Genomic DNA, 7,928 nt, shown 5'->3' with positions numbered 1-7,928 from the left:
GGGTGGGGCTGCCGGATGGTGACGGCGACGGTTTGCGGCTCTCGGTCCGCTCCGGCGCGGCCGGGCTCGGCGAGGAGGGCGGGGCCACCCGGGCGACCAGGCGACCGGTGGCGTGTGCCCGGGAACCCTGGTCCGCCGCCTCGGTCGGCAGCGTGATGAGCTGGCCGGGGCGGATCCGGTCCGGGTCACGCAGTCGGTTGAGGGCGGCCAGCTCCCGGTAGTCCCCGAACTCGTCGAGATACCGCTCGGCCACCTTGCCGAGGTAGTCACCCTTGGCCACCCGGTAGACCGGGGCCTCAGCCCGGTCATCGTCCCGATCCGCTGTCACCGGGCCCGCTGCCCCGGCAGCCACCATCCCGGCCGGGCCCACCGCCGGAGCCGCCAACGCCTGTGCCCTCGCCGTAGACATCGCCGCCGAGCCAGCCGCCGCAGCTGACGGCGAGCCGGCCGCCGCAGCCGTCGTTGGTGCGCCGGCCCAGGCGCCGGCGGTGTATGCCGTGGTGGCGGCGGTGGCGGCCGGACTGGTGGCCAGGATCAGGGCCACCGACCCGACGAGCGCCGCGGCGGCGCGCTGCTGCCGGCTCATCCCGGGCAGCCGGGGCGCCGGCCGGCGCAGCGCCTGCGCGCCCAGCTCCACCAGCACGGAGAAGGCGAACGAGACCCAACCGAGCCACCCGACCAGCGCCAACGCGCGCAGGAAGAGTTGCCCGTCGTCGCGGCTGGTGAGCGTGGTGCCGATCTCCGCCAGCGCCGGCACGTGATCCGGTAGCGGGTTGCCGGCGAAGGCCAGCAGCGCGATGGGCCCGCCGGCCAGCAGGCCGACCAGCACGATGAGCGCACCGAAGCCGGTCAGCACCCGGCCGATCCGCCGTACGGCGGTGCCACCCGATGCGGCCATGGCCACCTTCCTTCCCTAGGGTGTCCCGGTCAGCGCCCGCGCGGTCGCCTCACCGGAGACGGTGACGGTGTTGGAGAAGCCGAAGAGGCCGAGTACGGCCCGGCGGTAGGTGATGGTGACGCGTACCCGGATCAGGGTCTCGCCGTCGACCACCGGGAAGCTCACGCGGTGGCCGCTGGCCCCGGCGGCGGAGAGATACCGCGCGACGGCCTGTCGGGCCTGGGGCTTGTTGATCCGCTTGGGTCCGCCCTCGATCGCGGTGGTCAGGTCGATGGCCTGGCCGCCGGTCCGGGCCGCTTCGGCGGCCAGGTTCTCGGCGCGTTGCAGGCTGCGGAGCTGGCCCGCGCCGTCGAACGCCATGCCGATGATCGCGAGTACGCCGAAGAGCGCGACGGCGAGGAAGACACTCACTCGCCCGGCGTCGCCGCGTCCCGCGCTCATTGCCGGCTCCGGTAGCGGTCCAGGGGAGAGGTGAACGACACGGTGATCCGGTTGCCCGCCGGCATGCTCTCCAGGACCGCAAGCTTGATGTCCTGGTAGGACACCGTGCAGGCGATCTCCACGGTGACCGAGGCGTCCTGCCCCACCGGGCTGCGGTAGGCCGCGTCGAAGCTTGTGGACCGGCCGCCGACCGTCCCCCGGAAGGTCACCCGGGGCGCACCGGCGCAGGAGATCCCGCGCCAGTCCAGCTGCCGGCGGGCCGCCTCCCGGGCCTCCTGCCGGGCCGTGCCGGCATCCCGGGAGATCGACGCGGCCCGGGCGGCGTCGTGCGCGGCGGCCTCGAGCGCCTCACTGGCCACGGCGGTACGGCCGGCGACTCCGGCCAGCACCATCATCGCCACGAAGGCGGGCGCCAGGACGGCGACTTCGATCGAGACCGAGCCCCGGCTCACGGTGCGGCCCATCGCTCCACCGTCCCGTGTGCGCTCTGCTCGATGGTGAAGTCGACCCCTGGTACGACGGAGAGGGACTTACCGGTGACCGTGCAGGTCACGTCGGTGTCGGTGGTGACGCAGCTCGGCCCCGGGTCGTCCCAGTCGATCAGCCAGTCCCCGGCCTGGTTGAGGAACTTCGTGGCCCGCGCCTCACCGGCACCCGCCGGGGCCTCGTAGAGCCGCTGCGCGTTGACTCCGCTCTGGGCGGCGTTGAGCGCGGTGGCGCGGGCCACGAACACCACGGCGACCTGGATCGAGGCGAAGAGCATCACCAGGATCGCCGGCAGCGCCACCGCCAACTCCACCGGGTTGCCGCCCCGCTCCGAGGAACCGGCGGGCAGCAGGCGGTGCCGGATGACCGAGGCCATCCGGCACCATCCGGTGGACCGGGCGTCAGGCATGGCTCACTTCGGGTCCTGATGCTTCGGGATGTTGTCCATCCAGTCGTTGGCGGCGGCGAGCGCGGCACCTGTCACCGCCATCGCCACGGCCACCAGGCCAAAGATGATCACTGCGGTCGGCACTGGGCTGTCGCCCCGATCGCCACGCAGCTCGGCCAGCCGTGCACGCAGCGCGACGTGCAGATAGATGAGGACGGACATCGGGGTGCTCCTTTGCTCTGGGAGGGGAGGAGGGAGGTCAGAGGCGGGCCAGGAACGGATAGATGGCGAAGCCGAGCAGGACGAAGACCAGCAGCGCGCCGGGGATGTCGAGGCGGCTGGTCACCCCCTCGGCCCGGGCCAGGTTGTCGGTGCGGATCTGGTCGCGCAGCGAGTCGGCCCGGCTGCGCAGGGTCTCGTGCACCTGCGCGCCCTCGCTGCCCGAGGAGCGCATGATCGCCCCGACGTCACCCAGTTCCGGGATGCCGATCCGGTCGGCCAGGTCACGCAGCTCGTCCCAGGGCGAGTGCATCTGCATCTGGGCCATGCGCAACGCCTCGGAGATGCGGTCGAAGACCCAGCCCTCACAGATCGCCGCGGCCCGCTCCAGCGACTGCACCGGACCGTGCGCGGCGGAGAGTTGCAGCGCGACCAGATCCAGATAGGTGCAGACCGCCTGGCGGAACTCGTCCCGGGCCACCTCGGCGCGGGTGAGCACCGAACGGTGCGCGACAAAGGCACAGAGCAGCGCCAGCCCGAGACTGCCCAGCACCGGCACGGCCAGCGGCAAACTGACCCCGACCAGGAACAGGGTGCCGCTGACCAGGGCCGGCCCGGCGAGGCCGATCAGGGCCGACAGCAGCAGGGACAACGCGTACTGCTCGGGGGTGCGGCCGAGCAGGGCCAGTTGCCGGTGCGGGGGGCGCAGCCAGCGGGCCATGCCGGTGAGCCACTCCAGGCGGCGGTCGGCGGGATCGACCCGGGCCCCCGCCGGCTGGTGCAGGCGGCGCAACGCCGGGCCGAGGGCCGGAGTCGCCGGCACCAGCTCGCGGACCACCAGGAACACGCCCAGCCCGACGGCGGCTCCGCCGGTGACGGCGACTGTCAGCAACCAGTTCACGCCATCACCTCGCGCGGATCGGGGGCGGGCAGGAACCGGGCCGGCCGGGGTGGCTGGCTCATCGAGCGCACCCAGGCCAACAGGCCCACGAAGGCGGTGCCGAGGACCGCCATCACCACCTGGCCGAGCGGTGTGCCGTACGGCTGGACGTACTCGGTGTTCAGCAGCCCGTACGCGATGGTGGCCAGGGTCATTCCGGTGAGGAAGCGGACCGCGAACCGTGGCTGGGTGCGTTTGGCCTCGACCTCCCGGCGGGTGGCGACCTCGGCCGCCGCCGCCGACGCGATCGAGCCGAGTACGTCACCGAGGCGGTCACCCCGGTCGCTGAGGTGCAGGATGAGCGCGGCGACCACCTGGTCGCAGACCGGGTCGCCGATCTCGTCGGCGAAGGCGAGCAGGGCGGAGCGGGCCAGCCAACCTGCCTGGAGCCGGGCGGCGAGCAGCCGTACCTCCTCCTGGATCTCCTCCGGCGCGGTCGGCAGGGTGCCGATGATCGCCTGCTGGAGACCCTGACCGGTGGCCGAGACGTCCTTGAGTCGGCGGGTCCACTCGCCGACCGCCTCGATCCGGGCGATGGCCCGCTGCTCGGCCCGGCCGACGGAGAACAGCCACGGCGTGCCGGGTACCGCCACCGCGACCAGCAGACCGACCACCGGCAGACCGGTCAGCAGGAAGGCCAGCGCCCCGGCGACAAACGCACCGACAAGCAGCGCCTGATGTGCCCGCTGCTCCCGGGCGGTGCCGGAGCCCTGCCAGAGCCGGCTGATGCCCGGCCCCGCGCCGGGAGCCCGGCCGGGTGGGCGACGGGTGCCGACGATCGCGACGACGGCCAGCACCAGCCCGGCCACGCAGGCGGCCCCGGAGACCATCGCGATCAGTTCGATGTCGTTGCGCACCACTCACCGCCGACCGAGTCGGGTCTGTTTGGGTCGGCGCCAGGCGCCCTGACCGGCCTCGATCCAGCGGCTCAGCAGCCGCGCGTCGTAGCCCACCCGCAGCAGTTGGTCCCGGACCCGCTCGGGCAGGTGTCGCGGCACCGCCCGGCCGTCCGGACCCGGCCCGAACACCTGCGTGGTGGTGATCCGGCTGCCCTCGCTGACGCCGAGCACCTCCTCGACGTGCGAGACGTACCGGTGCTTGCGCCCGCCGATGCCGGTCTCGTCCTCGACGGTGACGTAGACGATGAGGTCGAGCGCGTTGCCGGCCATCCGGCGGGCCTGGTCGACAGTCATCTCCCGGCCGTGCGCCAACGCCAGCTCGATGATCCGTTCGCTCACCCCGGCGGGGGTACGGGCGTGGATGGTGCACATCGAGCCCCGGCTGGTGGTCATCGCCTGGAGCATCGGCACGATCTCCCGGGACCGCACCTCGCCGACGATGATCCGCAGTACGCCCATCCGCAGCGAGACCGGGATCAGGTCGGCGATGCTCACCTCACCGGCCGGTCGGCCGTCCGGCCCGCGTTCGCCATGCCCCTCCCGGGCCTCGAAGCTCATCACCGCGCGGTGCCGGGCGGTGCGCCGGGCCGGCAGCAGCTCCCGGCTCTCCTCCAGCAGCACGTACGGCTCGTCCGGCGGAATCTCGCTCATCAACGCCCGGATGACTGTGGTCTTACCGGCCCCGGCCAGCCCGGCGACCATGATGTTCAGCCCGGCCCGCAGCGAGGCGCGGAGGAAGTCGCGCAGCAGCGGGTCGATCATCTCGTCCAGGTCGCCACGGCTGCCGGCCAGGTCGTCCAGGGTCACCTCAAGGGTGTTGTGCTTGCGGATCACCGCGTACGGGCGGTGGCTGACCAGGAACACCGCCGCGAGTCGGCTGCCGTCGGGCAGTTGCAGGTCGAGTGTGGGCTTCGAGGTGGACAGCGAACGTTCGGTGGCTCCGGCCCGGCGGGCCGCCGCCTGGAGGATCTCCACCAGCTCGTCGTCGCTGTCGGCGATCGGTTCGGCCCACTCCACCCCGCCGCCGTGCCGGGTGATGCGTACCTGGTCGCAGCCGAGGATGTGCACCTCCTCGATGGTGGCGTCGACAAGCAGCGTCTGAAGTCGACCGAGGCCGGCCAGTTCGGCGGTGACCTGGTCGAGCAGCAGCCGTTCCTCGCCGGCCGGCATGGGGGTGCCGGCGCGGCGCACCGAGTCGGCGTACTCGGCGACCAGCTCCACCGCGAGCCGGGCCCGCTCGGTGTCCTCCTCGTCGACGCTGAACTCCCGGCCGCGCTGCCACCGGGTGAGCCGCTCGCTGAGTTCCCGCCGCAGCTCGCGGACCAGTGGGAAGTCGACCCGGGGGCGGGGTGGTGCCTCGGGTGCCAGCGCCGGCACCGGCACGGGCACCGGCATCGGATGGTGGTGCCGGCCGTTTGTCGGTGGCAGCGGTGCCACTGTCGAGGTGGCGCCGGGAGGTTGCCGGCGGGGGTCCGACGAGACAGGTTCAAACCGCATCCGGCACCCCCTGGGAGACCGGCCACGCCAATCGTGCCCGCCGCTGTTCCAGCAGCGCGCCGACCGGCACCTCCAGCCCGCGGGCCGCGCGCAGCAACGGCCGTCCGGCCCGCACGGTGCCGCCGAGGCTCAACACCTCGGCGGTACGCGGGTCGTACGGCAGCCGGGCGATCACCGGCACCCCGAGCGCCTTGCTGATCTCCGCCTTGCCGTGGCCGCCACCGACCAGCAGCAGTCGCATCGTGCCCGGCGGCACCCGGTGCTCGGCGAAGTCGCGGTGGATGGCCCGGATCGTGGCCCGGGCGACGGAGAGGTCGGGCAGCCGCGCCCGGCTCACCACCAGCACCACCGACGCGGCGCGCAGCAGGGGCCAGGGTGGGCCCACCACCGGCAACCGGCCGCAGTCGACGAGCACGTCGTACGGCGGGTCGCCGTGCTCCAGCGCGGTGAAGAAGTCGGCGAACCGCTGCCACAAGGGGATCACGCTGCCCGCCTGGGCCGGGTCTACGACGCCGGGCAGCAGCAGCCGGTCGCGGTGCGGCGCGTCCAGGTCGACGAGTTGGGACCAGAACGTGCGCTCCAGGCTGCCGTCGCGCAGCTCGCCGACGGCCAGCTCGCCGATGCCGCGCGGACCGTCGAGTGCGCCGCCGAGATAACCGGCGAGCACCGAGCCGCCGGCCGGGTCGCACTCGGCCAGGACCAGCCGCCGGTGCCAGCTCAACGTGCAGGCCAGCGCGGTGGTGGTGACCCCCGGCGAGCCCTTGGCCGAGACCAGCGCGATGATCGCCATGGTCAGGCCGCCTTGGTCAGCACGAGCGCGATCCGGTCCTGTGCGGCGAGCGCCACCACGGCCGGTACGTCCCGGACCGCGAGCGCGAGATAGACCACCACCTCGTCCCGGTCGTCGGTGCTTGTGGTGTCGATGACGGTGGCGGTGAACCGGGTGGCGCCACCGGCGGGCGCGCTGCGGTCCTCGCTCGGGGTGCTGACCAGCAGCACCTCGTCGCCGGGGCGGAGCTTCGGTGCGGGCACCTGGGCCGCGCGCAGGCCGAGCGCGAGCTGCTGTTGCCCGGGGCCGAGCAGCGGGTCGTCGGTGAGCTGCGCCATGGTCAGCAGGGTGCCCGGGGTGAGCGAGACGGCGGCGCGCATCCCGATCACGTCGGCGAGCTGCCCGGATGGCACCGGTTCGAGTCCCTGCCCGCCGGCGACCTGCACCGACACCAGGTCGTCGGCGCTGAGTACGCCGCCGACCTCGACCGTCCGGGCGACTGCCAGGTAGCTGCCGGTCGCCCGGACCGAGGTGACCGCGAACGCCGAGCCCAGCCCGCCGAGGGCGATCAGCAGCACGGCCAGGCCGAGCAGGCCGGGCCGCATCCGGCGTTGCCGGACCACCCGGGGTGGGGCGATCGGCGCGTCCACCGGCGGGGTGTCGTCACGGGTCGCCACGCTCATCGGGTCACCACCTGAAGCTCGTTGATCTGAATGCTGACCGGGTTGCTGACGCGGGTGACGCCGGGAATCTGGTCCTGCTCACCGCTGCTGCTGCGCCAGGTGACGGTCCAGTGCGTGGTCGCCTGGATCTGGTATCTCCCCGCCTTCGGGTAGCCACTGTGGTAGCCGCAGTCCGGGGAACGCTGGCCGGCGTGCGTGCCGCTGGTGGTGTACTCGGTGCCGGGGCCGAAGCAGGTGACCGGCGCCTGGCCGTTGCCCATGTCCCACTCCACCCGCTCGACCTTGGCTTCGATGGTGACCGTCAGCCCCCGGTCGGTCGCGGACGCGCTCTGCGGCCCGAACTGCTGGACACCGGGCTCGGCCCACATCCAGACCGGCAGGCCGACCAGCCCGGGGCCGATGTCCTTGCGGGGTGCGACAGCGATCCGGGGCGCGAGCAGGGTGATCGAGGCCAGGGCCCGGCGGGCCAGCTCCTCCGGGTCGGGTGGGGCGCCGAAGCCGGGCGGCGGCACGGCCAGCAGTTCGAGGGTCTGGATGCCCAACTCCCCGCCGTAACAGGTGCGCAGGTAGTACTGGTAGCCCTCCGGGGGCTCTGCCGGCGGCGACTCGGCGAGCTTGTAGTAGCAGCCGTCGCTGCTGTTGAACCAGCCGAGCGTCTCGTGGTAGCAGGGGATGGTCCGCCCCTCCCACTGTCTCTTATACACCTCT

At 73.1% G+C, this 7,928-nt stretch carries 11 protein-coding genes; all 11 read right to left on the bottom strand.

Annotated elements, in window-relative coordinates; translation table 11 throughout:
* Positions 1 to 898 (bottom strand): LysM peptidoglycan-binding domain-containing protein (locus tag C1I93_RS26150; protein ID WP_111245941.1); only part of this gene is annotated, 898 nt, incomplete at its 3' end.
* 15 nt (positions 899 to 913) lie between these two features.
* The gene (locus C1I93_RS26145) at positions 914 to 1,339 is read right to left on the bottom strand and encodes a hypothetical protein (RefSeq protein ID WP_111245940.1); all 426 of its coding nucleotides are present in this window, start codon (positions 1,337 to 1,339) and stop codon (positions 914 to 916) included.
* Positions 1,336 to 1,803, bottom strand: coding sequence for a TadE/TadG family type IV pilus assembly protein (locus tag C1I93_RS26140; protein WP_111245939.1), 468 nt, complete (start codon positions 1,801 to 1,803; stop codon positions 1,336 to 1,338). The genes C1I93_RS26145 and C1I93_RS26140 overlap by 4 nt, the downstream gene beginning before the upstream one ends.
* On the bottom strand, positions 1,788 to 2,201 hold the full coding sequence (locus tag C1I93_RS26135; RefSeq protein WP_111245938.1) for a TadE family protein: 414 nt from the start codon (positions 2,199 to 2,201) through the stop codon (positions 1,788 to 1,790). Before C1I93_RS26135 ends, C1I93_RS26140 begins: the two co-directional genes overlap by 16 nt.
* Positions 2,202 to 2,237: 36 nt before the next feature.
* Entirely contained in the window at positions 2,238 to 2,435 is a 198-nt protein-coding gene (locus C1I93_RS26130) for a hypothetical protein (protein WP_111245937.1), read from the bottom strand.
* Between the two features lie 37 nt (positions 2,436 to 2,472).
* Positions 2,473 to 3,333, bottom strand: a complete 861-nt coding sequence (locus C1I93_RS26125; protein WP_111245936.1) for a type II secretion system F family protein — start codon at positions 3,331 to 3,333, stop codon at positions 2,473 to 2,475.
* Positions 3,330 to 4,202 (bottom strand): type II secretion system F family protein, encoded by an 873-nt coding sequence (locus tag C1I93_RS26120; RefSeq protein WP_111245942.1) that lies wholly within the window; start codon positions 4,200 to 4,202, stop codon positions 3,330 to 3,332. Before C1I93_RS26120 ends, C1I93_RS26125 begins: the two co-directional genes overlap by 4 nt.
* Before the next feature lie 30 nt (positions 4,203 to 4,232).
* Positions 4,233 to 5,768 (bottom strand): TadA family conjugal transfer-associated ATPase, encoded by a 1,536-nt coding sequence (locus C1I93_RS26115; protein ID WP_111245935.1) that lies wholly within the window; start codon positions 5,766 to 5,768, stop codon positions 4,233 to 4,235.
* Positions 5,758 to 6,558, bottom strand: coding sequence for a CpaE/TadZ family protein (locus C1I93_RS26110; RefSeq protein ID WP_111245934.1), 801 nt, complete (start codon positions 6,556 to 6,558; stop codon positions 5,758 to 5,760). Before C1I93_RS26110 ends, C1I93_RS26115 begins: the two co-directional genes overlap by 11 nt.
* Before the next feature lie 2 nt (positions 6,559 to 6,560).
* Complete coding sequence (locus C1I93_RS26105) at positions 6,561 to 7,220, bottom strand: SAF domain-containing protein (RefSeq protein ID WP_111245933.1); 660 nt, start codon at positions 7,218 to 7,220, stop codon at positions 6,561 to 6,563.
* Positions 7,217 to 7,928, bottom strand: a 712-nt coding sequence (locus C1I93_RS26100; RefSeq protein ID WP_111245932.1) for a hypothetical protein, incomplete at its 5' end; no start/stop codon positions are given. The genes C1I93_RS26100 and C1I93_RS26105, both read right to left, overlap by 4 nt.

Origin of the sequence: Micromonospora endophytica, from assembly GCF_003236305.1 — a bacterium.
Taxonomy (GTDB): Bacteria; Actinomycetota; Actinomycetes; order Mycobacteriales; family Micromonosporaceae; genus Micromonospora; species Micromonospora endophytica.
This window is presented reverse-complemented; position numbering and strand designations above follow the sequence as displayed.

Coding starts and splice junctions, on each gene's coding strand:
- C1I93_RS26145 (WP_111245940.1), bottom strand. CDS start 1,339: ATGAGCGCGGGACGCGGCGACGCCGGGCGAGTGAGTGTCTTCCTCGCC.
- C1I93_RS26140 (WP_111245939.1), bottom strand. CDS start 1,803: ATGGGCCGCACCGTGAGCCGGGGCTCGGTCTCGATCGAAGTCGCCGTC.
- C1I93_RS26135 (WP_111245938.1), bottom strand. CDS start 2,201: ATGGCCTCGGTCATCCGGCACCGCCTGCTGCCCGCCGGTTCCTCGGAG.
- C1I93_RS26130 (WP_111245937.1), bottom strand. CDS start 2,435: ATGTCCGTCCTCATCTATCTGCACGTCGCGCTGCGTGCACGGCTGGCC.
- C1I93_RS26120 (WP_111245942.1), bottom strand. CDS start 4,202: ATGGTCTCCGGGGCCGCCTGCGTGGCCGGGCTGGTGCTGGCCGTCGTC.
- C1I93_RS26115 (WP_111245935.1), bottom strand. CDS start 5,768: ATGCGGTTTGAACCTGTCTCGTCGGACCCCCGCCGGCAACCTCCCGGC.
- C1I93_RS26110 (WP_111245934.1), bottom strand. CDS start 6,558: ATGGCGATCATCGCGCTGGTCTCGGCCAAGGGCTCGCCGGGGGTCACC.
- C1I93_RS26105 (WP_111245933.1), bottom strand. CDS start 7,220: ATGAGCGTGGCGACCCGTGACGACACCCCGCCGGTGGACGCGCCGATC.